This window comes from Micromonospora sp. WMMA1363 (genome assembly GCF_030345795.1).
Classification (GTDB): domain Bacteria; phylum Actinomycetota; class Actinomycetes; order Mycobacteriales; family Micromonosporaceae; genus Micromonospora.
This window is the reverse complement of the sequence record NZ_JAUALB010000001.1, coordinates 658,812-682,499: the sequence shown is the minus strand read 5'-3', so window position 1 is coordinate 682,499 and position 23,688 is coordinate 658,812. Positions and strand designations below refer to the sequence as shown.

Sequence of the window (23,688 nt, the reverse complement as noted above, 5' to 3'; positions counted from 1 at the left end):
CCATGGCGACCGGACTCCCGGCGGAGGGCACCTGCCTGCTCTGGTGGGCACCGATCGCCGACCCCGGCGACGCCGAGCTGCTCTCGCTGCTCGACGAGGGGGAGCGTCAGCGGCACGCGGGGTTCGGTGACCCGGCGGGACGCAACGCATTCCTCACCGCGAGGGCCGTCACCCGGCTGGCGCTCGGGCTCCTGCTCGGTGTCGCCCCGGAGGCCCTGCGGTTCCGTGCGACCTGCAAGGGGTGTGGCGGGCCGCATGGCAAGCCAACGCTGTGGTCACCGGCGGCACCGGCACGCTTCTCCGTCTCGCACTCCGGGAGATGGTGTGTGATCGCCGTCGCCCGCGGCACCGAGGTCGGGGTGGACGTCGAGCGAATCGGTCTCCGCCGCGACACGATCCCGTTGCGCGCGTTGGCGTCCGAGGAACGGAAGGCACTCGTCAGCCACGACGAGGCCGACCGGTTACCCGTGTTCGTCCGGTACTGGACCAGGAAGGAGGCACTGCTCAAGGCGACCGGCGACGGCCTGATGGTGGACCCGGCGGCGATCATGGTGACCCGGCCCGACCAGCCGGCCGGTCTACTGCGCTGGGCCGCCGAGCCCGCTCCCCCGGCCACGCCCCACCTCGCCGACCTCGCGGCACCCCCCGGCTACGCGGCCGCGCTGGCAAGCCTGGGCCGACCGCTCGCGGCGTCGATCCGCGACGGCGGTCTGCTCGTCGACCGATTCCGGCGCTCGGCCGGCACCGATACGACACCCATCGCCGGCACCGTGCCTCCGTAACCGTCCACCTGCCGTCGGCGCGTCGGGGCGCAGCCCCACCGCACCGGCGGAACACTGGCTCCACGCTGCACTGTCCGATGAGCCCAGAGAGGGATCTGATGTCCGACGACACCCGTACGTCATCCAGTGCCGACACCGGCACGGTGGAGGCGCCCGCGCCCGCGCCGTCGCCGCCCGACGAGTTCGTCCCCCCGATCACCGGGCGTAAGCGCACCCTCGCGCTCGTCGTGGTGCTCACCGGATTCGTGCTGGACCTGCTCGACATCACCATCGTCAACATCGCGCTGCCGTCGATCCGCGACGGCATCGACGCGACGGCCGCCACGATGCAGTGGTTGGTGGCCGGCTACGCCCTCGCGTTCGCCTCGACGCTGATCATTTCCGGTCGGCTCGGCGACATCGTCGGGGTCCGTCGGATGTTCCTCATCGGCGTCGCCGGCTTCACCCTGACCTCGCTGCTGGCCGGCCTCGCCCAGAGCCCCGAGCAGCTGATCGTCCTGCGGTTCGTGCAGGGAGCGATGGGCGCGACGATGGTGCCGCAGGTCTACACCCTCATCCAGCTCCTCTACGCGCCCAAGGAACGCGGCCGGGCGTTCGCCGCGATGAGTGCGGCGCTCGCCTTCGGCACGGTGGGCGGCCCGCTGGTCGGCGCGTTGCTGACCACCGCCGACATCGCGGGGCTTGGCTGGCGGGCGATCTTCCTGGTCAACGTGCCGATCGGGATCGCCGCGTTCATCGCCGCGCGGGCACTGCTGCCGGAGTCGGAAACCAGTCGCCGGGAGCGGCTCGACCTGGTCGGAGCCGTTCTGATCACACTGGCGGTGCTGCTGCTCGTCTACCCGCTGGTGCAGGGCCGGGAGCAGGACTGGCCGGTGTGGACGTACGCCAGCATGGTCGCCGGCCTGCTGGTGTTCGCGGTGTTCGTGCAGCACCAGCGAACCCGTACCGACTCACCGCTGGTACCGATGTCGCTGTTCCGGCACCGTTCGTTCAACGCGGGTCTGGTGGTGGTCTTCCTCTTCCAGGGCGCGGTGATGTCGTTCTTCCTGGTCATCACGATCTACCTGCAGATCGGCGTGGGCTACAGCATCCTCCGGGCCGGTCTGTCCGGTCTGCCCTGGGACATCGCCGTGCCGTTGCTCGGCTGGCTGTCCGCCCGGGCGATCACGCCCAAACTCGGCCGGACTGGCCTCCAGGTCGGCCTGGTGCTGCTGATCGGGAGCATGTTCTGGTTCATGTGGGTGATCGACAGCACCTCGCAGGTGACCGTCTGGCAGCTGCTGGCGCCGATGTTCATCGGTGGCGCCGGCATGGGTATGACGTTCCCGCCACTGATGGGCTACTCGCTCGCCGACGTCCCGGGCAACCAGGCCGGATCCGCCTCCGGGGTGGTCAACGCCAACTACCAGATCGGTGTGACCCTCGGCATCGCCGCCTGCGGCACGCTGTTCTTCAGTCTGCTGGCCGCGCAGACGCCCCACGCCACCGACACCGTCGTGCCCGAGCTCCGCGCGGACCTGGTGGCCGCGGGCGTGGCCGACGCGCAGGCAACGCAGATCGGTGACCGGTTCCGCGACTGCCTCGAGAACCAGCTCGGCGCGGCCGACCCGACCCTGCCGCCCGAGGGCTGCGACAGCACCGGGCTGGCCGCGGGCAGCGGTACCACCGCGGTGATCGAGCAGCGGTCGTTCGAGGCGAGCCAGATCGGCTTCCAGCGGGCCATGGTGGGCACGCTCTGGTACAGCGTGATCAGCTTCGTGCTGGCCTTGGTGGGGAGCTTCCTGCTGCCCCGCCGTTGACTCCGCCCCCGAACGCCACGCGGTCTCGGTCCCGCCCGAGGGCGGGACCGAGACCGCAGGCGGCGCAGGTGGGAATCAGCCGAGGCTGGTCCGGTAGGTCGCGAAGGTCCACACGTGCCCCTGCGGGTCACGGCAGGTGAACTCGTAGGAGTCGTGCGGCTTCGCCTCCGGTTCGAGCAGGATCTCCGCACCGGCGGCCACCGCCTTACGGTGGAGTTCGTTCACCTCCGTCTCGGTCTCCCGACGGACGAAGGTGCCAGCCGACGCGGCGCCGAGCGCCAGCGGCTCGCCGATGCGCAGGGTCGAGTTGGCGCCGTTGATCATGATCAGACCGTGGTCGCCGACCTGGAGCTCGGCGTGGTAGACGTTGCCCTGCCCGTCGTCGAAGACGGCCAGTTTGGTGAAACCGAACGTGTCGATCAGCCACTCGATGGCCTTCGCCGGGTTTTCGTAGGCGATGTACGGGGCGACGGTGGGCGCGACGGAGGCATCGGCCATGAGGCTCTCCTCGGACTCGGTGCTACGGATTGACGCAGGACAAAACTACTCTATGCGTCCGTCGTGTCCTCTCCGACACGACGCGACGAACAGATCACCGCCGCCAGGTCTTCGGGGCCGTCGGCCGATGCCCCTGGCGCCCGCACTGTCCCGGGCCGGTTCTCCCGGGGCACTGGCAACACGCGACAGCACACCCTACCTGCCGTGCCGCGCGGCCCCGGTGGACGCGGCATCAGCGTGCCGCCACGGCCAGGGGCAGGTGGTCGTACGACCGGAGGCTGGCGTGCCGGCGCCGAACCGCCAGCGCGGCGGGCCCGAGCACGGCGACCCGGCCGACCAGACGCTCGAAGACGACCACCGACATCAACCGGGCCAGGGCGGTGCCGACGCAGTGGTGCAGCCCGCCGCCGAACCCGAGGTGCGGGTTGGGATCGCGACCGACGTCCAGCCGCGTCGCGTCGGTGAAGACCTCCTCGTCCCGGTTGGCAGCCCCGAGCAGCAACAGCACCGTCCGGCCGGCGCGGATCTTCTGCCCCGCCACCTCGACCGGTTCCCGGGCCACCCGGATGACGTTCTGGATCGGCGCGTCGTAGCGCAGAAACTCCTCCACGGCCGAGGGCACCAGCGCGGGGTCGGCCCGCAGCCGGCGCAGCTGCTCCGGGTGGTCGAGCAGGGCGGCGAAGCCGTTGGACACCAGGCCCATCGTGGTCTCGAAGCCGGCGTGGAACAGAAAGAGCATGTTGTCCACGAAGTCGGCCACCGCCAGCCGGTCCGACGCGGACTCCTCCCAGTACATCCCGGCCAGGGTGGGGCCGCCCGGGCTGTCCCGGCGCATGGCGAGCAGGTCCCCGAGGTAGTCGTGCAGCCAGGGCAGCGCGGCGTTGATGTCGGTCAGATCCGCCGGGTTGAGGTTGGCCGCGTCGAACACCTTTGCCAGGGCGACGACCCTGGTCAGCACGTCGGGGCGGTCACCGGTCGGAATGCCGATCAGGTCGCACACCACGCCGACCGGCAACGGCACGGCCAGCTCGGTCACCACGTCCAGCCGCCCCCGGTCGAGGGCGGGCTCGAGCAGCGCGTCCGTTGCGGCGGCGATACGGTCGTGCAGCCGACGCACCACCGGTGTGCCCAGGGCCCGGCCGATGAACCGGCGGAGCCGGGTGTGGTCCGGCGGGGTCCGGGTGAGCACGATCCGGTTGAGGAAGTCGACCCCCGGGCTGTCGCCCAGGGTCAGCCGGGTGTATTCCGCCGGCATCCGGCTCTCCAGCCGACCGTCGCGCAGCAGGGCCGACACCGCGCCGTGGCCGGTGACCAGCCACTGGCCGAGCTCCGCCCGGGTCAGGGGGCCCCGCGCACGCAGGTCGGCGTAGGCCGGATACGGGTCGTCCTTGGTCGCCAGGAACGCCGCGGACAGATGGGGACGCGCGGTGTCGGCTCGCATGAGAAGACTATCCGCGAGTCCACCCCGATCGGCAAGACCCAACATACGTCGACAGACGACACGAGCGGTGGAGGATGTCGACACCCGTCGGGTCGCCGCTATAGGCTCGTCCTGTGCGCGAGGAACCCGCTTCCGTCGGTCAACGCCTACTGGCTCTCATGGACCACTACCGGGGTCAGGACAGCGCCCTCAACGAACAGGTCCTGTGGCGCCTACGCGGCCCCTACGACCACGACGCCATGACCCGGGCGGTGGTCGCTCTGTCGGCGCGGCACGAGCCGCTGCGGACCACCTACCCGCCCGGTCGCCGGCTGCGCCAGCTCGTCCACGAGCCACGGCCACTTGTGGTGCCGCTGACCGACGTCTCCGGCGAGCCGGACTCCGCGGCCGCCGCGCGGCGGGTGATCGCCACCGAGGTCGCCACCCCTGTCGAGGTGTCGGTGTGGCCGCTGCGCCCGCTCGTGCTGCGGATCGCACCCGAGCATCACCTGGTGCTACTGACCCTGCACCACTACTGCTCGGACGACTACTCCAATGCTCTGCTCGCGCGGGATCTGCGGGCCCTGTACGCACGCGAGACCGGCGAGGAGATCGACCTGCCCGACCCACGGTGGCAGTACGCGCAGTGGGCCAACTGGCAACACGAGCAGCTTTCCGGAGACAACCTGGACCGCCTCGCCGGATACTGGACGGGTAAGCTCGCCGGCGCGCGGCTGGTGGAGTTGCCGGCCCGACGGCGGCGACCGGTGCCCGACGGCGAACCCCCGTGGATCTCCATCGAACGCTACATCGACGCGGACTCCACGGCTGGTCTCCGACAGCTCGCACGCCGGCACCGCACCACGCTGTTCCCGGTCACCCTGGCGGTGTTCTACGCCCTGCTCTACCACGAGACCGGAGCGTCCGACCTCACCGTCGCCTCGCTGTTCGCGAACCGGAGCCGGCCCGAGGTCCGCGAGACGGTGGGTTTCTTCGCCAGCATGGTGCTGCTACGAGAGCGGTTCGGCGCGGACACCACCCTTGGTGGGCTGATCGCGCAGACCCGCACCACCGTGATGGAGGCCATGCGCCATCAGGATCTGCCGCACCAGCTCCTTCCCCCGGACACCGTCGTCGGCGGGACGGGCCGCACCGACGACGTGCTGTTCCAGTTGCTGGGGAGTCTGCTGACCCGGGCCGACATGGCCGGCGAGGAGCTCGACGACATGGCGGCCCAGTTGGAACGGCGGCGTTTCGCACTGGAGTTCGTCGTCGTACCGCAGGGCGACGTGCTCTCGGTGTTGCTGCTCTGTTCCCGCGCGGAGTTCGACCCGGGATGGGCGGACGCCTTCGTACGGGGCTATGTCGCGTTGGTCCGGGCCGCCGTCGCGACCACCGACGCAACCCTGGCCGAGTTGCGCGGCGTACCGGTGGCCTGAGTCGACCAGTGAACCGAAGCGAACTGTCAGGCCGGCGAGCCGAGGAAGCATGATCAGCGAAGACGACGTACGGCAGCGGGCCCTGACCCTCCCGGAGGCGCACGCGAGCGCTCACTTCGACAACGCCGACCTGAGGGTACGCAACAAGATCTTCGCATCCTTCCCCGCCGGCGCCGGCGCCGTCATGCTGCGGCTCAGTCCGCAGGATCAGGCGGAGCTGCTGGCCGAGGATCCGGCGACCTTCTCCGCGCCGGACAACCACTGGGGGCGGCAGGGCTGGACGAGCGTGCGCCTGGACCGGGTCGACCCGGTCCACCTCGGCGAATTGCTCACCGAGGCGTGGCGGCTACGCGCGCCTCGACGTCTGGTGGCCGCCTTCGACGCGCAGCACGGCGACGATCCGGACTAGTACTGCAACGGCGGGTCGTGACTTATGGCGGTTTGAGTCGTTTGCGGTAGTGGGCGGCTCGGGCTTGTTCCTGGCGGCGACGGCGGAAGTCGGACCAGCGCAGGATGTGGTCGGCTCGACGGCGGGTGGTCAGGACGAGGTGGGCGAACAGGCGGCGGATTTCGTTGCTGCTCAGCGGGATCTGGCTGCGCTCGTTTGCGGTGGTGCCCCCTTTGCGGCTTCGAGGGCGCGGGTGACGACGAGGAACGCGGCGGCGGCCATCGCGAGGGTGATGTGGGCGTACCAGGCGTCGTAGCGGCGGACCTGGTACTGGTCCAGGCCGACCTCGTTCTTCGCGGTCTGGAACGATTCCTCCACCGACCAACGGCTACCGGCGACCCGCACCAGGTCGCGTAGTCGGGTGCCGCGGGGGCCGAAGCAGACGTAGTAGGCGATGTCGCCGGGATCCGTGATCGAGCGTCGGGCCAGGACCCAGCCGCGGCGGCCGTGGGCAAAGGTGCGGCGGATCGGCAGCCGAGCCCAGTCGTAGCGGCGCGGCCCGTGCGCGCCGTCACCACACGACAGTCGTTGCCACGCGCCCGCACGCACCCTGCCGATCAGCTCGTCGACACCGGTGGTGGTGTGCAGCCCGGAGGGCACCCGATCGTCGCGTCGGGTGGCCATCACGTACGCGATGTCCCGATCCTCCAACCAGCCCCGCAGGCCAGGGTTCTGCCCGTAGGCCTCATCGGCCGTGAACCACGAAAACGGCACCCCCGCGGTGACCGCCCGCTCCAGCATGGCCTGCGCCTGCTGCGGCTTGGTCGCGAACCCGACGGCGTCCGGGATCGCCGAGCGCCGGCACCGGTCCCGATCACCGGTCCACGACTTCGGCAGGTACAACTCCCGATCGATCAACGCCCGACCCCGCGGCGTGGCGTAGCACAGGAACGTGCCGATCTGGCAGTTCTCGGTCTTGCCCGCCGTACCCGAATACTGCCGTTGGACCCCCGCCGACGCACGGCCCTTCTTGACGAACCCCGTCTCGTCAGCGATGAGCACCCCGGCCGCATCGCCGATCTGGTCCACCACGTAATCGCGCACGTCATCGCGGACCGCGTCCCGATCCCACGCCGCGCTGCACAGCATGCCCTGCAACCCATCCGGCGACACATGCCCAGCCTGCTCCGCGAGGGTCCAGCCGTTACGCCGCTCCAACGGTGCCAGTAGCCCCCGCACATACGCCCATGCCCGCCGCCGCGGCTCCACCCGCTCAAACCGATGCGCGAACCGGAAGAACAACTCCTCCAACCCGGCATCCCACGACCCGACCACCCGCGCATCCACCACAACCAACCAACGAATGATCAGCACCCGAAGCCACGACCCGCCGTTGCAGTACTAGACCGGTTCCCGAGTCCACGGGCACGGCAAAGTCGGAGAGTGCTCGTGTGAGGACTTTGTGTTGTGGTCCAGAGTGGATTTGACGGGGCGGGCACGGCTCCGGTGATCTTGAGGTTGTCTACGCCTTCGGATCACCCTGTGGAGTACCGTGCCCGCGCCTGCATCATTGCTGATCAACGCTGTCCAAGACCAGCCGGACGAGCAGACACGACCGGTCCTGTTGGGCCGTAACAGGCAGGAAAGCCTGGTCGCGGCGCTGTCGGAGGTTTCTGATCCGCGGGACGCGCGAGGGATCCGGCATCGGTTGCCGACGGTGGTCGGGTTGGCCCTGGCGGCGGTGCTGGCCGGCAATACGTCGGTGTACGCGATCGGGCAGTGGATCGCCGGGTGTTCACAGAAGACCCTGAAGGTGTTCGGCGCCCGGGTGGCTCCGGCGACCGGCCGGTATGTCGGTCCGGATGAGAAGACGGTGCGCGGGTTGTGCGCCCGGCTCGACGGTGACGTGCTGGACGCGGTGATGGGTCGGTGGCTGCAGCGGCGTGCCCTGGCGGCGCAGCGGGCGAAGGCGCGGACCGGGGTACGGCCCCCGCGAGGTCGTAAGGCCCGTCGCCGGGCCAAGGCCGCTGGCCAGCGCCGCTGGCGGGCCAGTACACGCGGTCGGCACCGGCCGCGGCTGATCCAGGTCGCGGTGGACGGCAAGACCAGCCGCGGTGCGAAGAGCGCCGGCAACCCGGCGCCGCACCTGCTCGCCGCGTTGTCATGCGTGGGGGTGGTACTCGCCCAGCGCCAGGTCGACGGCAAAAGCAATGAGATCACCGCGTTCGTACCGCTGTTGACGCCCCTCGAGCTGGCCGGCCAGGTGGTGACGGCCGACGCGATGCAGACGCAGCGTAAGCATGCCCGATGGCTGCGCCAGGTCAAGGACGCGCACTTCATCTTCCCGGTGCTGGACAACCAGCCCACCCTGTTCGACCGGCTCGACGCTCTGGACTGGGCCGGGGTGCCGGTCACCGCGTGGAGCGTGGACGACGACCGGGGCCGGCACGAGCGACGCACCATCCAGGTCATACCCGCTCCGCCCGAGGTGAACTTCCCGCACGTCGCGCAGGTGTTCCTGATCGAACGGACCGTCACCGTCAAAGGCAAGACCAGCTACCAGGCGATGCTGTATGTCACCAGCCTCACCGCCGAGCAGGCCGACCCCGCTGACCTGCTCGCGTACGTGCGCCAACACTGGGGAATCGAGGTTCTGCACTGGGTGAGGGATGTGACCCTCGGCGAGGACGCCTCCCGGGTCCGGACCGGTAACACGCCACGCGTCATGGCAACCCTACGAAACGTAGTGGTCAGCCTGCTCAGAATCCACGACACCACCAACATCGCCGCCGCGCTGCGATACAACGCCCGCACGAACCGCCGGATCCTCAAACTCCTGGACCTTCTACCAGCCTAAACACCCCACCCGCCGACTTTGCCGTGCCCGTGTTCCCGAGTCGGCGACCAACTGCTGGAAGCGCACGTAGGTGAACATTCCAACTAGCGGTATGTAGCTGTGCGTAGTGCCGCTTCGGGTAGCTCACCGTGCTCGACGTGGAGCATGGCCAGGCCACGGCGACGGCATCGCACCAGGCGTCCAGCAGGTATCACTCTACAGGCGACACACTGTCACCGTGTCCGAGATGTCGCACGTCACCACCGACCGCCCACCTCCATAGATCATCGATCGAAATGCCAGGGTACGAACCACTCCGCCCGTGTCATACCGAATCGGCCACCATTCCTTCCGAGATCACTTCAATGTGTCGGTCGGGATCGAACATGGATGCTCAATGATTGGTCCGATCGGATATTCCCACACCGCGTTCGTCCGCTCTAGGGTGTAGCACCAACAGGAGGGGGAATTTGTGTTGCCGATGGTCAAGGCCCGGAGAGTGAGCAGCACCGTCGTCGCGATTTCGGTCAGCGGTAGCTGTACCCGAAGAACCGCTGGCTACGTAACCCTGGTCGCGGACTACATGCTCGGCCACGTCGAATCAGGGCTCGAGCGTGTCGAGCTCGACCTGACCGACGTGACCGCCGTCGACGAGGACGGCTTCGCCTCCCTGGTCCAGGTCGCCGCGTCGGCGACCGCGGGGGGAGCCGCCGTGGTCGTGCGGTACGGCGCGGAACGGACGATGTTGGAACGGCACCATACCGGACGACTGATGGCGTCCGAGCAGATCGGACGTATGTTGCGGACACACCTGCGGCCGGCGACCCGTCGCCGTCGGGCGCACCCGGTCGTCGCCGACGCCCGCGTTGTCCGCTCCTGCTCTGCCTCGCTTGCCGGCCAGCACCGAGGTTGATCCCCGCTGGCAGGCGGACATGGGCCGGTGACGTCTCGGGGTCGCGGCCGTCGAACGAGGGGTCGTGGGCGCCCGCCACCATGCTGCGCGGGCCGGCGCCCCACGAACCCCGGTCGTCGTCGGTCGCGACCGGGGCCCTGCGCGACGATCCGGCCACGACCGGACCGGTCGACGGCGGTCATCCGCGCCCGGCCAACACTGAACCGCGTCGACGACCGAGACCCACTGTTAACCAAACCGACGCCTAAAGACCAGCGTAATCGCCGTGCGACGCTTCCCCTCTTGCGTCGAAACTGGGCCGAACCAGAAGAAACAGAAGGCATCCCGAAGTCACAGATCGCCGCCCGGAAGACTCGTTGTCACCGTTTCCGAGACCCGTGGTTACCGAATCCGGTCGCAGATTCGGTTCAGCAGCGAAAAGGACAGTTTCCGGCCGGGGTGACAAATGCCAATACGGCGGACCGGAGCCGAAGCGAAATCCGTTGATCATGGTTGGATGCGAGCTGCCCAACACCTGGGCCTGAGCCGGGTAGCCTGCGTGCGTGCCGGAACTGGCGTCACCCGTCCGGCGTCCCGGCGTCCGTGCCGGTGTCGTGTCACCGGGTCGTCGGGCTTGCCGAGAACAGTAGACACGACACACACTAGACACCATGACCGCACCGGCCCTGGCACCACGGTTCGACGCCTTGGACCCGAACGTCGTCGAGGACCCCTACCCGGAGTACGCCCGCCTGCGTGCCGCCGGTCCGCTGTGCCGGCTCGGACCGGGCAGTTGGGGGGTAACCCGGTTCGCCGATGTCACCGGCCTGCAACACGACCCCCGCCTGGGCAGCGAGTTCCCGGCCGGCTATCACGAAATCTCCGTCGGCGACGGCCCGGCGAGCGCGTTCTTCCAGCGGATCATGCTCTACCGTGACCCACCCGACCACGTCCGGCTACGCCGGCTGATGAGCCGGGCGTTCAGCCCCGCGGTGGTGCGGCGGTTGCGCTCCCACATCGAAGACCTGGTCGACGAACTACTCGCACCGGCCCTGGCGGCCGGCCGGATGGACCTGGTTCCCGAGCTGGCGTACCCGCTACCGGTACGGGTGGTCTGCCGGCTGATGGGGATCCCGCCGGAGTCCACCGACGACGTGCGCCACCACGCGATGAACCTCGGCCGGGCGTTCACCGCGGTCGTCCCGGAACACGCCCGGACCGAGGCCGACGTGGCCGTCCGCTGGCTGCGTGAGCACCTCGGCGCCCTCCTGGAACAGCGCCGCTCACGCCGGGGCGACGACCTGCTCTCCCGGCTGCTGGACGCCGAGGAGTCGGGGGACACCCTCAGCGCCGACGAGATCGTCGACAACACGGTCTTCTCGTTCTTCGCCGGTTTCGAGACGACCGTCCACATGATCACCACCGGCACCGCCGCTCTGCTGGCCCACCCCGACCAGCTCGCCCGGCTGCGTGCGGACCGCTCGCTGGTGACAACCGCCGTCGACGAGTTCCTCCGCTGGGACGCGCCGATCCAGGGCACCGCTCGCTACGTCCGCGAGCCGATCGAGATCGGAGGCCGGACCATCCGCACGGGTCGGGTCCTGGTGCTGATGATCGGCTCAGCCAACCACGACGAGCGGCGGTTCGCCCGGCCCGACCGCCTCGACGTGGGCCGGCAGGACAACCCGCACGTGGCCTTCGGCGGCGGCGCCCATCTGTGCCTCGGTGCCTTCCTGGCCCGGATGGAGGGTGCGGTGGTCTTCGACCGGCTGGCCCGACTCGCGGTGCTGGAGCCCGACGGCCCCACGGTCCGGGAGCCGAACACCCCCTTCCGGGCGTACGCCTCGGTGCCGGTGCGAATCGGCGACGTGTGAGCCACCCGTCGTCGGTACCTCCCCCGGCGGGGCGGTACCGACGACGGCTTCATTTGCCGGCTGGCAGCGCCTCCAGCACGGTCAGCGTGGGCGTCGCGATGACCTGGGCCAGCCGTAGCCCGACCCGCTCCAGCAGCGCGCCGGTCTGCGCACTGCTGCGGTGCGCCCCGCCGGTGAGCACCATCGCGTGCACGTCGAACAGCTTCGCCACGTCGAAGGCGTCTCCGGGCGGCAGCACCGCCTCCAACAGCACCAGCCGGGAGTCGGGCCGCATCGCGGCGCGGACGACGCCGAGGATCCGGACGGCGTCGTCGTCGTCGAATCCGGGCAGCACCGTCTTGAGCAGGTACCCGTCGCCGCCGGCCGGCACCGCGTCGAAGGCGCTGCCCGGCACCACGTCGCAGCGGTCGGCGACCCCGGCTTCGGCGAGCACCGCCGCGGCACCCGCCACGACGTGCGGCAGGTCGAACAGCACGCCGCGCACCGCCGGGAACCGGGCCAGCAGCCCCGCCAGGAAGCCACCGGTGCCACCGCCGACGTCGACCAGCGTGCCGAACCGCCGCCACGGGTAGGCGCTGAGAAGCGTCCGCAGGTGCAGCCGGTTGACGCTGCGCATCCAGTCGTCGACCCGGGCGCTCTCCTCCGGGTGCGCGGCCAGGTGGTCCCAGTAACCCCGGCCGTGTACCCGGTCAAAGGCCGGCCTGCCGGTCCGCAGGGTGTGTCCTATCTCGGCCCAGGAGCGTACGTCGGAGTCGAGCACCGTGAAGCTGTCCCGCAGTGACATCGGGTGATCCCCACGGAGCGGCTCGGCCAACGGAGTGAGGGCGAACTCCGCGTCGCCCACCTCGGTGAAGACTCCCCGGGCCGCCAGTGCCCGCAGCAGCCGCAGCAGGGCGCCCGGATGGGCCTTGGCAGCCTCGGCGAGGTCGGTCACCGTGCGCGGACCGTCCGCGAGCAGGTCGGCGATGCGGAGGTCACAGGCGGCCCGCAGGGCGAACGGGGTGATCTGGTCACCGAGTTCGCCGAGGCGGACCACGGCGCCCAGGTCGAGCTGCCGCCGTCCAGCCATCTCAACGCCCCTCTCGTACGCGCAGCCGCTCACCGGCGAACTGCAGCAGCCCCAGCTTGTCCAGGCCCACGCGGACCCGGTGGGTCATCAGTCCGATCTGGCCGAGCGCGGCCGCGACGCGCGAGAACACCGCCTGCCGATACATGATCATGAGATCGTGCGACGCGGCGAACGAGACTCCCTGGGCCCGGTCGACCTCCAGCCGTTGCCAGATGTCGCCGAGCAGAAAGCGCTGGCGGATCAGCGAGGCCGCGTCGAGGACCAGTTCCTCCCGTTCGGCCCGCTCCGCCGTGGTCAACTGGCTGTAGAGGCCGCTGAGCGAGAGTACCCCGAAGGTGACGTGCCGGGCCTCGTCCCGCGCGACGAGGTGCGTCAGGTCCTTGATCAGCGGATCGTGGAAGCTGCTGTTGGACAGTCGGAACGAGGCCATCGCGATCGCCTCGACCATGATCTGCATCCCGAGTGCGGTCACGTCCCACCGCGAGTCCGAGAGAATGTCGGTGAGCAACTCCCGCAACGGCGGCGATACCTTGTACGGCTCGGGGATCTTCTCTCGCAGATACCGCGAGAAGACCTCCACGTGACGAGCCTCGTCGACGGCCTGGGTGGCCGCGTAGAACTTGCTGTCCAGGTCGGGTACCGCCTCCACCAGGCGAGCGGCGACCACCATGGCGGCCTGCTCGCCGTGCAGGAACTGGCTGACCATCCACGACTGGAACTCCCAGCGGAAGGCATCCCAGGCGTCACGACCGCGCGACGCCAGCGGAGAGTCGGCGAACGCGGCCATCGCGAACGCGGAGTCGTCGGGCAGCGGCTCACCGAACGGCACGTCCACCGTCCAGTCGACGTCGGACACCTTCCACTGGGCCGACTTGGCCCGCTCGTAGAGGGCCATCAGTCGAGGATCCGTGGCTTCGTAGTCCCAGGTGAGTGTGGTGTCGACCCGGGCCGGCACAACAAGGCTCATACGACACAACGTACCGATCGGGCCGACCGATGCCAATCCAATGACGCTATCGTCGCTTTCGTGAACACACGACAGACACCAGCATCGGTGTCCCAGCGTCTGCTCTGGATGATCAAACACTACCGTGCCGACTTCGGCGCGTTGAGCTGTCCGCTGCTGTGCCGGCTGACCGGTGACCTGGACGCTGACGCCCTCGACGCCGCGTTGACCCGGCTCACCGCCCGGCACGAAGCGCTGCGGACCACCTTCACCGGTCGCGGAGCCCGGCTGGCCCAGATCGTTCACCCGCCGGCCCAGGTGGCGACCCGGCGGATCGACCTGTCCGACCGGCCTGACCCGGACAGTGCTGTCGCCGAGGCGCTGCGCGCCGAGCTGCGCACCGCGATCGACCCGACCAAGTGGCCGGCCCGGGCGACGCTGTGGCGGCTCGGGCCCCGTACCCACATGCTCTGCCTGAATCTGCACCACCTGGTGACCGACGCCTGGTCCACCGGGATTCTCTTCCGCGACCTCGGCGCGCTGTACACCCAGGCGACCGGTGCGAGTTCGCCGCTGCCCGGAACAGGCTGGCCGTACACCCGGTTCGTCGAGTGGCAGCAGGAACTCCTCGACGGCGACGGGCTACACCGACACCGGGACTACTGGCGCCGACAGCTCGCCGGCAGCCAGCTACCGGCGCTGCCCGCCGCGGCGGACGACCGGCCGGCCGGCGACGACCGGCCGACCACCGCGGACGTGGCGATCGACCTCGACCGCGAGACCGTCGCCCGGCTGCGAGCTCTCGCCCGGAGCCGTCGTACCACGCTCTTCGCGGTGCTGCTGGCGGTCTTCTACCACCACCTGCACCGGGTCACCGGCCAGGACGACCTCGCGGTGGCCTCGATGTTCGCCAACCGGTCCCGCCCCGAACTGCGGGAGACCGTAGGTCTGCTGGCCAACATGGTGCTGCTGCGGGCCCGGGTCGGACAGGCAGCCACCTTCGCCGACCTCGTCGGGCAGGCGCATTCCGCGGCCATCGGCGCCTTCACCTACCAGGACCTGCCCTACCAGATGCTGCCGGCGGGCGCGGTGGGCACCGGTGGGCGTCGCGCCGACGACGTGCTGTTCAACGTGATGGCCGAGGCTCAGCACCGCACCATCGCGGCCGGTGTCGGCTTCGAACTGCTGGTGCCCCGGGGCTTGGGCAGCCGGTTCCGGTTCGAGTTGGCCATCGCCCCGGTGGGCCCGGCGGACCTGCGGGTCGTCTTCTACCACCCCACCGCCGCGTACTCCCCGGCCCAGGCGCACAGGTTCCTCTCCGGGTACTCCGACCTGGCCACAACCCTGACCGCCGCGCCCACCGCCCCGCTGGGCGCCACCCGGCCGGTCTGATCCGGCGGCTGGCCCGAACCGTCACCCGCCGGTCCGCAGGTGATGCGGCGAACACGCTATAAACCACACAGCACTAACGTCACACACTCTTGACACCGCATACCGCTGCTGAGAGGCTTCGACCAGTCCTACCTGGTATACGCGCAGGAGGCGGACGAGTCCTCGGGCCGTACCGCGCGGCACCGCTCACCCGGTCGATGCTGTGACAGGAAGGTCCACATGCCACTTCACCTGCACTGGTTTCTCCCGTCCCACGGGGACGGACGTGAGGTGGCGAAGACCCCGGACGGTGCCCCGGCGCAGGCCGTCCGACGCGCACCGGAAATCGACTACCTCGGCCAGGTCGCCGGCGCCGCCGACCGACTCGGCTTCGACAGCGTCCTCGTCCCGACCGGGCTGTTCTGCGAAGATCCCTGGCTGGCCTCGGCAGCGCTGGCCCGCCACACCCACCGACTCAGGTTCATGGTCGCCGTCCGTCCCGGTTTCCTGGCGCCGACGGTCGCCGCGCAGATGGCCGCAACCCTGCAACGACTCTCGGGTGGCCGGCTGCTGCTCAACATCGTGGCCGGCGGCGACCGGGACGAGCAGTTGCGCTACGGCGACTGGCTCGACCACGACCAGCGCTACGCCCGCGCCGACGAGTTCCTCGACGTCCTGTCCCGGGCCTGGACGGGTGACCCGTACGACTTCGACGGGGTCCACTACCGGATCCGCGCCGGCCGACTCACTCGGGGACACCCGGTCAGGCCGACGGTGTTCCTCGGTGGCTCCTCGCCCGCCGCGCACGAGGTGGCCGCCCGCCACGCCGACGTCTACCTCGCCTGGGGCGAACCACCGGAGCCGTTGGGGGCGCTGGTCAAGCAGGTTCGTGACCGGGCCGACGCGCAGGGCCGCGAACTGTCCTACGGATCCCGGTTCCACGTGATCAGCCGGGACACTGCCGACGAGGCGTGGCAGGTGGCCCGGCGCCTGGTGGACCGGATGCACCCGGACACCATCGCCGCCGCGCAGCAGCGATTCCGGAAGACCGAATCCGAGGGGCAACGCCGGATGGCCGCTCTGCACCGGGGACACACCGACGACCTGGAGGTACACCCGAACGTCTGGGCCGGCTACGGCCTGGTCCGGCCGGGAGCCGGGTTGGCCCTGGTCGGCAGCCACACCGAGGTGGCCGACCGTATCGAGGAGTACCACTCGTCAGGTCTGGATCACCTGATCCTCTCCGGCCAGCCGCACCTGGAGGAGGCGTACACCTTCGGTGAGGGTGTCCTGCCGATCCTGCGGCGCCGCGGGCTGCTGGCCGAACCGGAAGGAGACCGGTGACCGATCTGCGGCAACCCGCATCCCGACGGGCCGCCCCACCGACCGATTCACTGACCGTCCCGACGACCGTGCTGGTCGGCAACCCCCGACGGGAGTCCCGCACCCTCACCGTGGCGCGGCACCTCACCGGTGCCCTGCGCACTGGGCTCGCCGACTTCGGCGTCCACCTCGCCGACCCACACCTGGTGGACCTGGCGGAACTGGGACCGGACCTGCCGTCCCGACTGATCGCCGGTGCCGCCGGGCACGCACCACTGGAACAGGTGCTGGCCCGGGTCCGTAGACCCGGCCTGCTGGTGGTGGTCAGCCCGACCTTCAAGGGCTCCTACACCGGCCTGCTGAAACTCTTCCTCGACATGCTCCCCCGCGAGGGGCTGCGGCCGGGCACGGTCGCGGTGCCGGTCATGACGGCTGGGTGGGCACAACACCGCTTCGTCCCGGATGCTCAGCTTCGACCTCTCCTGGTCGAACTGGGGGCCGTGGTGCCAGTACGAGGCCTGGCGGTGCTCGAGGAGGAGTTCGGTGATCTCGACCCCGCGGTCGCCGGCTGGACCGAGGCCGCGGTGCCGGTACTCGCCGCCGTGCTGCGCGGCTGCCGGCCCCCGGCACCGTTTCCGCCCCACCTCGCCGAACCCGTACCTGTCCCTTGACCCGTGTTTCAAGCCCCGCTCAGCCAGGCGATCCGGAAGGAACAAGCGACCATGAGTGAGCAGACCCCGACGCTCGCAGGGCCGACGATGTCCGATGAGCAGATCCGCACCCAGGTCGAGGCCATCGTGCTCGACCTGGCACCCAGCCCCGATGGTCTCCGCGGCGCGGAGACGGCTTTGGTCCAGGACCTCGGCTTCCACTCGCTGGCCCTGATGGAGCTGGCCTTCGCGCTGGAAGACGAGTTCGACCTGGATCCGATCGACGAGAAGACCGCCCGGTCGATCACCACCCTGCACGCGGTCCAGGAGCACGTTCTGCGCCGGATCCGGGAGCGTGAGGCGGGGGCCTGACTCCCCACCCGTCATGGGGGGCCGGCCGCCGCCACGGTGGCCGGCCCCATGGTGAACCGTCGAGGCGACCGCTACCGGCGGCCGTCGACCCGATCCGACGGCCGCCGGTAGCGGTCGGTGCACACCGGGGACCGGTTGACGGCGGCGGTCGCCCGTCAGCCGATCAGGCGGTCCCGTCAGCCGATCAGGCGGTAGAGCCGGTGGAACCGGTCGTCGATCGGCAACTGGGTGACGGCGGCGAAGCCAGCCTCGGCCGCCAGTCGCTGCATCTGGTCGGGACGCAGCGCGGTGCCGGTACCAGCGGAGGGCTGCTGACTCAGGCAGGCCGGCAGGCAGTGCAGCACGCTGGTCGCGTACTGAAAGCGTTCGACTTCATCGGCCGGGGCAGTGAACCGCTCCGCCACTCGGGCGTCGAGCACCAGCACGGTGCCGCCCTCCACGCACAGCCGCCGGCAGGCGCCCAGCACCTCGACCGGCCGGGCGATCTCGTGCAGGGCGTCGAAGAGGCAGACCAGGTCGTAGCGGCCGGCGAGATCCGGGGCCGCCGCGTCGCGGGCGACGAAGGAGACCCGGTCGGTCAACCCGGCTTCGGCGGCGTGCCCGCGGGCGTCCGCGATCACTTCGGCGTCGATGTCGAAGCCGTCGACGGTGATCGACGGGAAGGAACGGGCCAGGCCGATCCCGGCCCACCCGGCACCACACGCGACATCCGCCACCCGCGCCGGCCCGGTGGTGAGCCGGGTGTGGACGTCCGGGGCGAAACGACGCAGCCAGCCCGCCAGCTGATGGGTGAACATCGCCCGGTTGGCACCGGCGTGCCCCTGGCGCCAGTCGACGCCGTAGACCGCGTCCGGTACGCCGGCACCGCTGCGGTACGCCGCCAGCAGTGCCGGCAGCGCCGCCGCGACCCCGCCCAACGGCAGCACGGCCAAGGCCGCCATCGACACCGGGTTGTCCGTCACGGTCAGCACCTCGGCGTGCGCGGCGGGCAGGGTGAACACCCGCTGCTCGGCCGGGCGGGTCGGGTCGTCGACCGTGAGCACGCCCGCCACCGCCTGCTGCTCCAGCCACTCGCGGGCGTACCGCGGGTCGACCCCGGTCCGCACGGCGATCTCCCCCACCGTGCCGGGACCCTTGGTCGCCAGGTCGTCGTAGAGCCCCAGACGGACCCCGAGGTACATCGACAGCAGTTCCTGGGTGGCCAGCAGGGAGGTCCACATCCGGACTGCGAAGACCCGGGCCTGGGTGTCGGTGGGGGTGGTCATCGGCATCCTCCGGGCGAGACGCGTATGGGGTGTGTTGTCTCGTCACACGCTAACCCGTCGGAGTCGACATGGACAGCACCGGCCACCGGGAGATACGGTCCGCACACCCGACACACCACACTGAGGAGAAGGACGTGAACCCAACGCTGGCACGGGTACGCGAGCTGGCGACCCGAGTGACGAAGCGGGCAGAGGAGATCGAGCTGCAACGCGGGTTGCCGGACGACCTCGTCGACGACCTCCGCGACGCCGGGTGCTTCCGGATGTTCGCACCGGCCAGCTACGGCGGTGACCAGTTGGACCTGCCGGACGTGTTGGCCGTGCTGGAGGAACTGGCCCGGGCCGACGCCGCTACCGCCTGGACCGTCGGCCAGGTGGCGCTGTCGCACCTGATCGTCCGCTGCGGACCGGCCGAGGCGGTGGAGGACGTGTTCGCCGACGGCCCCGACACGCTGGTCGCCGGGGCGGTGGCGCCGAAGGGACGGGCCCGCCAGACCGACGACGGGTGGCGGGTCACCGGCCAGTGGCCGTTCGTCACCGGTTGCCCGCGGGCGTCCTGGTTCTACCTGAGCTGCGTGGTGGTCGCCGGGCGGAGCGTACCGGTCGGGCCGGACGGCGTACCGGCCACCCGCATCCTGTACGTGCCCGCGCGGGACAGCCGGATCGTGGACACCTGGCGGGTGCTGGGTCTACGTGGGACCGCCAGCCACGACGTGGCCGTCGAGGATGCGCGGGTCCCCGCGCACCGCGCAGTCGTCACGGAGGGCGAGCAGGGCGGTGACGCGGTACATCGGATCGCCGAGTCGAGCCTGATCATCGGTGCGATCGCCGTCGGGTTGGCCGACGGCGCGCTGACGGATCTGGTCCAGTTGGCGACCGACGGCAAGCGGCCGGCGCTGAGCGCCCGGCGCCTCGCCTCCGCACCGGTCTTCCAGGACCGGCTCGGTGAGGCACAGACTGTGCAGCGCGCGGCCCGGGCCCTGCTGTACGCGGAGGCGGCCGAGGCGCAGGCGTCGGCGGGAACCTCGACAGCGCTCCGCCGGGCCCGCCTACGAGCCACCGCTGCCCAGGTGACCAGCCTGGCCGGTCAGGTGGTCGACACCGCACACCAACTGGCCGGCGGCACCGCCGTCTACGAGACCTCGCCGCTGCAACGACGGCTGCGCGACATGCACACGGCTACCCAGCACTTCGTGGCCGGCCGTGACTCGTACGCCACGCTCGGCGCACTGGCCGTCGGTGCGGAGACCGGCTCCGGCCCGCTCTGATCCGATCTGGTCACCCGGTGCGGAGCCTCGGTCGCGGGCTGCCCCACGGCGGTCAGGCGAAGCGGAACAGACTCTCGGCGACGCAGCAGGGTTTCCCGCTGCCGGCCGACTCGACGGTGACCCGACAACGCACCTGGAGCGCGTCGCGCACCTCGGCGGTCGCCAGCAGGTCGACGGCGCCGCGGACCGCGGACCCGGCGGTCACCGGCGCGGGGAAGCGCACCCGGTCCAGGCCGTAGTTGACCGCCGTCCGGAGGCCGGTGACCCGCAGCACCTCGCCGAGCATGACCGGCACCAGCGACAGCACCAGGAAGCCATGCGCGATCGGTGCGCCGAACGGTCCGGTCGCGGCCCGGACGGGGTCGACATGGATCCATTGCCGGTCGCCGGTCAGGTCGGCGAAGGCGGTGATCAGCTCCTGGTCGACCCGGCGCCAGGAGCTGATGCCGAGCCGTCCGGGCGTTGCGGACCGTAGCTCGTCCAGGGATCCGAAACGCGTCACGGCGTCCTCCGGGGCGGGGTAGGCAGCGGTGTGGCCGGCATCGTACCGTAGTGAAGTATCTCGTCTGTGGAGGTTGTCATGAGTGAGCTGTTCTCGGTAGCGGGTAAGACCGCCCTCGTCACGGGCGGCACCCAGGGGATCGGGAAAATGATCGCGCGGGGTTTCGCCGCGGCCGGGGTCCGGGTCTACCTCACCGCCCGAACCAAATCCGACTGCGAGGACGTCGCCCAGGAGCTCTCCGCCGTCGGTGGTGAGTGCGTGGCGATCCCGGCGGACCTGGCCGAGGAGCAGGAGTGCGCCCGGCTGGCCCGCGAGATCGCCGAGCGCGAACAGCGGTTGCACATCCTGGTGAACAACGCCGGCACCGCGTGGACCGCCCCGGTCGACCAGTTCCCCGCCGCCGCGTGGGACAGCGTGCTGGACATCAGCCTGAAGGCGCCGTTGATCCTGGTACGCGAGCTGGCGCCGCTGTTGCGTGCGGCCGGCACCACCGACGACCCGGCCCGGATCGTCAACATCGGCAGCGCCGACGCCCAGCGGGTGCCCGAGATGCCGACCTACTCCGCCGCCGCGGCGAAAGCGGCCATCCACCACATCACCCGGATGCTGGCCCACGATTTCGCTCCCACGGTGACCGCGAACGTGATCGCACCTGGCAGCTTTCCCTCCCGGATGATGGCTGGCGTGCTCGAGGCCATCGGCGAGGAGATCGCCGCGGTCACGCCGTTGCAGCGCATCGGCCGGCCGGAGGACATCGTCGGCGCGGTCATCTACCTGTGCAGCCGTGCCGGCTCCTACGTCACCGGCTCGGTGGTCACGGTCGACGGTGGTCTCTCCACCGCACGAACCGGCTACGTGCCGGGCCGGTTCCTCACCGACGAGCAGTGACCCAGGCCGGGCGCCCCGGAGAGCACCGGCACGGCGCAGGCCACGCCCGGCGGTTTCCGGGCGCGGCCTGCGCGCGGTTCAGGCCCTGGACTTCGGTGGGACGTGCAGCCCGAAGGGAAGACCCTGGTTGTCCCGACACTCGACGAAGGCACCCCACTGTTCCGTCGGCGGACGCATCGGCTCCACCTCGCCGCCCAGCTCCACCACCCGCTTCACGGCGGCCTCGATGTCGTCCACGGCGAAGTAGAGGTAGTGCTGCGGCGGGCCAGGGTCGCGGTGCATGCCACCGGGCACGGCGTTTCCGGTGTCGATCGAACCACCGTGCTCCTGCGCCTGCACCTTCCAACCGAACAACTCGGTGAAGAACGCGCTGGCCACCGCCACGTCCGGCGTTCCGAACTCGAAGTACGACAGATGTCCTGCCACGACCGACCTCCTCCAGTCATCGATCCGGCGAATCGTCACCACCCGACCGGGCGGGCTCGCTAACACAACAAACTACACTAGGATCCAACCCGACATGCTCAGCTGACCTGACGCCAGTCGCTGGCGCACCGAGCCGAAGAGGTCCCGCCGTGCCCGTCACCGCCGCCCCGACCAACCTGATCCCGGACACCGGCCTCCTCATCGGGGAGACGCGGTCGACCGACCCCACCGGGGGTGTACACCAGCACGTATACGCCGGCGACGGCCGCCCCACCGCCGAAGTGCCGCTGGGCGGTGCCGCCGAGATGGACACGGCGGTCCGCACCGCCCAGGCTGCCCTGGCTGGCTGGGCTGCGACCCGGGGCAACGTCCGACGGAACCTCCTGCTGCGCCTGGCCGACCTGGTCGAGCGGGACGCGGCGGACCTGGTCGGGTTGCAGATCCTGGAGAACGGCTGCCCCCGGCAGTTCGCCTCGGCCATGCCCAGTATCGCGACCGAACACCTGCGCTACAACGCCGGCTGGGCAGACAAGATCGGCGGACAGGTGGTGCCGACCTGGCCGGTGCGGGCCGTCGACTACACCCTCGACGAGCCGTACGGTGTGGTGGCATTGATCATCCCGTGGAACGGCCCGCTGGTTTCCGTGGCCCAGATGCTCGCGCCCGTCCTCGCCGCCGGCAACGTCGTCGTGCTCAAGCCGTCGGAGCTCGCACCGTTCACCGCGCTGCGGATCGGGGAACTGGCGCTCGAAGCCGGATTCCCACCCGGTGTGGTGAACGTCGTACCCGGCGCGGCGGCCGGTGGCACGGCGCTCGTCCGGCACCCCGACATCGAGAAAGTGCACTTCACCGGCGGCGGGAGCACCGCCCGCAAGATACTCGCCGCCGCGGCCGAACACCTCGTCCCGGTCGGCCTGGAACTCGGCGGCAAGTCCGCACACATCGTCTTCGGTGACGCCGACATCCGGATGGCGGCCCGACTGGCGATGAGCGGTGTGGTGGCGCTGAGCGGGCAGGGCTGCGCCAACGGCACCCGCGTGCTCGTCCATTCCTCGGTCTACGACGAGGTGCTGCGCACGGTGACCGCCCGGCTGGCCCGGGTCCCGGTCGGCGACCCGGCGCAGGAGCGCACCATGATGGGCCCGGTGGTGAGCGAGAGCGCCTGCCAACGCATCCTCCGGGTCGTGGAACGGGCCCACGGGGCCCGGCACGGTCGCCTGCTGTCCGGCGGCGAGCGGCTCGGGGGTGACCTCGCCGCCGGCTACTTCATCGGACCGACGGTCTTCGCCGACGTGGACCCGGCCAGCGAACTCTCCCAGGAGGAGATCTTCGGGCCGGTGCTGGCTTTCACCCCCTTCGACACCGAGGAGGAGGCCGTCCGGCTGGCCAACGGCACCCGCTACGGGCTCGGGGCGTACCTACACACCACCGACCTGCGGACGGCACACCGGGTGAGCCGGGCCGTCGCCGCCGGTAGCGTCTGGGTCAACGGCATCCCCGGGGTGCTACCGTCGGCGCCCTTCGGCGGCGTCCGGCAGAGCGGCTGGGGTCGCATCGGAGGCGAGGCCGGTGTGCGAGAGTTCCTCCGTCCGAAAAACGTGTGGATCGCCGGCTGAACGACCCGCCGCACCGATCGGGCGGTCCACCCCTACCCGGAGGAACGGCCAGGTTGGCGCGGCG

Annotated in this window: 22 protein-coding genes; 14 read left to right on the top strand and 8 right to left on the bottom strand. The window is 70.5% G+C overall.

Going from position 1 to position 23,688, the window contains the following annotated elements:
- Window positions 1-2 precede the first annotated feature (2 nt).
- Window positions 3-782 (top strand): 4'-phosphopantetheinyl transferase family protein, encoded by a 780-nt coding sequence (locus tag QTQ03_RS03205; protein ID WP_289276640.1) that lies wholly within the window; start codon window positions 3-5, stop codon window positions 780-782.
- Between the two features lie 98 nt (window positions 783-880).
- Entirely contained in the window at window positions 881-2,581 is a 1,701-nt protein-coding gene (locus tag QTQ03_RS03200) for an MFS transporter (protein WP_289276639.1), read from the top strand.
- A gap of 75 nt (window positions 2,582-2,656) precedes the next feature.
- Here the strand turns inward: QTQ03_RS03200 and QTQ03_RS03195 are convergent, their stop codons facing one another.
- On the bottom strand, window positions 2,657-3,079 hold the full coding sequence (locus tag QTQ03_RS03195; RefSeq protein ID WP_289276638.1) for a VOC family protein: 423 nt from the start codon (window positions 3,077-3,079) through the stop codon (window positions 2,657-2,659).
- 232 nt (window positions 3,080-3,311) lie between these two features.
- Window positions 3,312-4,520, bottom strand: coding sequence for a cytochrome P450 (locus QTQ03_RS03190; protein ID WP_289276637.1), 1,209 nt, complete (start codon window positions 4,518-4,520; stop codon window positions 3,312-3,314).
- 158 nt (window positions 4,521-4,678) lie between these two features.
- On the opposite strand from QTQ03_RS03190, the gene QTQ03_RS03185 reads away from it, so the two are divergent.
- Both QTQ03_RS03185 and QTQ03_RS03180 read left to right on the top strand, forming a co-directional pair.
- Window positions 4,679-5,938, top strand: a complete 1,260-nt coding sequence (locus tag QTQ03_RS03185) for a condensation domain-containing protein (RefSeq protein ID WP_353890623.1) — start codon at window positions 4,679-4,681, stop codon at window positions 5,936-5,938.
- Between the two features lie 49 nt (window positions 5,939-5,987).
- On the top strand, window positions 5,988-6,347 hold the full coding sequence (locus tag QTQ03_RS03180) for an MmcQ/YjbR family DNA-binding protein (protein ID WP_289276635.1): 360 nt from the start codon (window positions 5,988-5,990) through the stop codon (window positions 6,345-6,347).
- Window positions 6,348-6,518: 171 nt separating this feature from the next.
- Here the strand turns inward: QTQ03_RS03180 and QTQ03_RS03175 are convergent, their stop codons facing one another.
- A complete protein-coding gene (locus tag QTQ03_RS03175) occupies window positions 6,519-7,661 on the bottom strand; it encodes an IS701 family transposase (protein ID WP_289279559.1) in 1,143 nt (380 codons plus the stop codon).
- A gap of 235 nt (window positions 7,662-7,896) precedes the next feature.
- On the opposite strand from QTQ03_RS03175, the gene QTQ03_RS03170 reads away from it, so the two are divergent.
- From QTQ03_RS03170 to QTQ03_RS03160, 3 genes are all read left to right on the top strand, one after another.
- Window positions 7,897-9,183 carry an ISAs1 family transposase gene (locus QTQ03_RS03170; RefSeq protein ID WP_289276634.1) on the top strand — a complete coding sequence of 429 codons (1,287 nt, stop codon included), beginning with the start codon at window positions 7,897-7,899 and terminating at the stop codon, window positions 9,181-9,183.
- A 478-nt stretch (window positions 9,184-9,661) separates the two neighbouring features.
- On the top strand, window positions 9,662-10,075 hold the full coding sequence (locus QTQ03_RS03165) for a hypothetical protein (protein ID WP_289276633.1): 414 nt from the start codon (window positions 9,662-9,664) through the stop codon (window positions 10,073-10,075).
- Between the two features lie 650 nt (window positions 10,076-10,725).
- The gene (locus QTQ03_RS03160) at window positions 10,726-11,928 is read left to right on the top strand and encodes a cytochrome P450 (RefSeq protein ID WP_289276632.1); all 1,203 of its coding nucleotides are present in this window, start codon (window positions 10,726-10,728) and stop codon (window positions 11,926-11,928) included.
- A 49-nt stretch (window positions 11,929-11,977) separates the two neighbouring features.
- Here QTQ03_RS03160 and QTQ03_RS03155 read toward each other — a convergent pair whose 3' ends face one another.
- Complete coding sequence (locus QTQ03_RS03155) at window positions 11,978-12,997, bottom strand: methyltransferase (RefSeq protein WP_289276631.1); 1,020 nt, start codon at window positions 12,995-12,997, stop codon at window positions 11,978-11,980.
- Between the two features lies 1 nt (window position 12,998).
- Window positions 12,999-13,964: a ferritin-like domain-containing protein gene (locus tag QTQ03_RS03150; protein WP_289276630.1), complete on the bottom strand. Its 966-nt coding sequence runs from the start codon at window positions 13,962-13,964 to the stop codon at window positions 12,999-13,001.
- Window positions 13,965-14,024: 60 nt separating this feature from the next.
- Here QTQ03_RS03150 and QTQ03_RS03145 point away from each other — a divergent pair, with 60 nt between their 5' ends.
- The 4 genes from QTQ03_RS03145 (at window position 14,025) to QTQ03_RS03130 (ending at window position 17,659) form a co-directional block, all read left to right on the top strand.
- Complete coding sequence (locus QTQ03_RS03145) at window positions 14,025-15,335, top strand: condensation domain-containing protein (protein WP_289276629.1); 1,311 nt, start codon at window positions 14,025-14,027, stop codon at window positions 15,333-15,335.
- Window positions 15,336-15,554: 219 nt separating this feature from the next.
- Window positions 15,555-16,658, top strand: a complete 1,104-nt coding sequence (locus tag QTQ03_RS03140; RefSeq protein WP_289276628.1) for an LLM class flavin-dependent oxidoreductase — start codon at window positions 15,555-15,557, stop codon at window positions 16,656-16,658.
- The gene (locus QTQ03_RS03135; protein WP_289276627.1) at window positions 16,655-17,308 is read left to right on the top strand and encodes an NADPH-dependent FMN reductase; all 654 of its coding nucleotides are present in this window, start codon (window positions 16,655-16,657) and stop codon (window positions 17,306-17,308) included. Before QTQ03_RS03140 ends, QTQ03_RS03135 begins: the two co-directional genes overlap by 4 nt.
- A 51-nt stretch (window positions 17,309-17,359) precedes the next feature.
- Window positions 17,360-17,659, top strand: coding sequence for an acyl carrier protein (locus QTQ03_RS03130; RefSeq protein WP_289276626.1), 300 nt, complete (start codon window positions 17,360-17,362; stop codon window positions 17,657-17,659).
- Between the two features lie 176 nt (window positions 17,660-17,835).
- Here the strand turns inward: QTQ03_RS03130 and QTQ03_RS03125 are convergent, their stop codons facing one another.
- Window positions 17,836-18,924, bottom strand: coding sequence for a class I SAM-dependent methyltransferase (locus QTQ03_RS03125; RefSeq protein WP_289276625.1), 1,089 nt, complete (start codon window positions 18,922-18,924; stop codon window positions 17,836-17,838).
- A 68-nt stretch (window positions 18,925-18,992) separates the two neighbouring features.
- On the opposite strand from QTQ03_RS03125, the gene QTQ03_RS03120 reads away from it, so the two are divergent.
- Window positions 18,993-20,192, top strand: a complete 1,200-nt coding sequence (locus QTQ03_RS03120) for an acyl-CoA dehydrogenase family protein (protein ID WP_353890560.1) — start codon at window positions 18,993-18,995, stop codon at window positions 20,190-20,192.
- A gap of 52 nt (window positions 20,193-20,244) precedes the next feature.
- Here the strand turns inward: QTQ03_RS03120 and QTQ03_RS03115 are convergent, their stop codons facing one another.
- Window positions 20,245-20,694: a MaoC family dehydratase gene (locus tag QTQ03_RS03115; protein WP_289276623.1), complete on the bottom strand. Its 450-nt coding sequence runs from the start codon at window positions 20,692-20,694 to the stop codon at window positions 20,245-20,247.
- Window positions 20,695-20,772: 78 nt separating this feature from the next.
- On the opposite strand from QTQ03_RS03115, the gene QTQ03_RS03110 reads away from it, so the two are divergent.
- Window positions 20,773-21,582, top strand: a complete 810-nt coding sequence (locus QTQ03_RS03110) for an SDR family oxidoreductase (RefSeq protein ID WP_289276622.1) — start codon at window positions 20,773-20,775, stop codon at window positions 21,580-21,582.
- Between the two features lie 78 nt (window positions 21,583-21,660).
- Here QTQ03_RS03110 and QTQ03_RS03105 read toward each other — a convergent pair whose 3' ends face one another.
- Entirely contained in the window at window positions 21,661-22,008 is a 348-nt protein-coding gene (locus tag QTQ03_RS03105; RefSeq protein ID WP_289276621.1) for a VOC family protein, read from the bottom strand.
- A gap of 149 nt (window positions 22,009-22,157) precedes the next feature.
- On the opposite strand from QTQ03_RS03105, the gene QTQ03_RS03100 reads away from it, so the two are divergent.
- Window positions 22,158-23,624 carry an aldehyde dehydrogenase family protein gene (locus QTQ03_RS03100; RefSeq protein ID WP_289276620.1) on the top strand — a complete coding sequence of 489 codons (1,467 nt, stop codon included), beginning with the start codon at window positions 22,158-22,160 and terminating at the stop codon, window positions 23,622-23,624.
- Window positions 23,625-23,688 lie beyond the last annotated feature (64 nt).

Coding starts and splice junctions, on each gene's coding strand:
- QTQ03_RS03205 (WP_289276640.1), top strand. CDS start 3: ATGGCGACCGGACTCCCGGCGGAGGGCACCTGCCTGCTCTGGTGGGCA.
- QTQ03_RS03200 (WP_289276639.1), top strand. CDS start 881: ATGTCCGACGACACCCGTACGTCATCCAGTGCCGACACCGGCACGGTG.
- QTQ03_RS03195 (WP_289276638.1), bottom strand. CDS start 3,079: ATGGCCGATGCCTCCGTCGCGCCCACCGTCGCCCCGTACATCGCCTAC.
- QTQ03_RS03190 (WP_289276637.1), bottom strand. CDS start 4,520: ATGCGAGCCGACACCGCGCGTCCCCATCTGTCCGCGGCGTTCCTGGCG.
- QTQ03_RS03185 (WP_353890623.1), top strand. CDS start 4,679: ATGGACCACTACCGGGGTCAGGACAGCGCCCTCAACGAACAGGTCCTG.
- QTQ03_RS03180 (WP_289276635.1), top strand. CDS start 5,988: ATGATCAGCGAAGACGACGTACGGCAGCGGGCCCTGACCCTCCCGGAG.
- QTQ03_RS03160 (WP_289276632.1), top strand. CDS start 10,726: ATGACCGCACCGGCCCTGGCACCACGGTTCGACGCCTTGGACCCGAAC.
- QTQ03_RS03155 (WP_289276631.1), bottom strand. CDS start 12,997: ATGGCTGGACGGCGGCAGCTCGACCTGGGCGCCGTGGTCCGCCTCGGC.
- QTQ03_RS03150 (WP_289276630.1), bottom strand. CDS start 13,964: ATGAGCCTTGTTGTGCCGGCCCGGGTCGACACCACACTCACCTGGGAC.
- QTQ03_RS03140 (WP_289276628.1), top strand. CDS start 15,555: ATGCCACTTCACCTGCACTGGTTTCTCCCGTCCCACGGGGACGGACGT.
- QTQ03_RS03130 (WP_289276626.1), top strand. CDS start 17,360: ATGAGTGAGCAGACCCCGACGCTCGCAGGGCCGACGATGTCCGATGAG.
- QTQ03_RS03125 (WP_289276625.1), bottom strand. CDS start 18,924: ATGACCACCCCCACCGACACCCAGGCCCGGGTCTTCGCAGTCCGGATG.
- QTQ03_RS03120 (WP_353890560.1), top strand. CDS start 18,993: ATGGACAGCACCGGCCACCGGGAGATACGGTCCGCACACCCGACACAC.
- QTQ03_RS03110 (WP_289276622.1), top strand. CDS start 20,773: ATGAGTGAGCTGTTCTCGGTAGCGGGTAAGACCGCCCTCGTCACGGGC.